Here is a 354-nt window from a genome sequence, read left to right on the forward strand (position 1 = left end):
CTGGCGATGCCGCCCAGCTGGTCGATGGCCTGGTTGAGGCTGTCGGCCAGGGCGTCGCGGCAGGCGTTGCTGTCATCGGTGTCCGCGCAACGCAGGGCCCGGTACGGGTTGGCGCTGGTACCCAGGGCCTGCTCCAGGACCCGCTCCAGATAGCCGTAGTAGCCATTGTTATAGGCGGACCCACCGGCACCGGGCTTGTTGTCACGGCCCATCAGCGACAGGTTCTGGCCGTCCACGTCTTCCACGGCGGTGATTTGTGGCAGCAGGGTGTCGATCATCAACGGGTACCAGGCATCCATCAGGGCCACGGCGGCTTCTTCATCGTAGTTGCCGCTGCCGTCCCGGTCGCGGCGC

1 pseudogene is annotated in these 354 nt (G+C 66.7%); it reads right to left on the reverse strand.

The features are described from left to right. Positions 1 to 354 (reverse strand): annotated as a pseudogene (locus A3754_RS26915) (penicillin acylase family protein); the annotation flags it as partial.

Source organism: Alcanivorax sp. HI0083, from assembly GCF_001635175.1.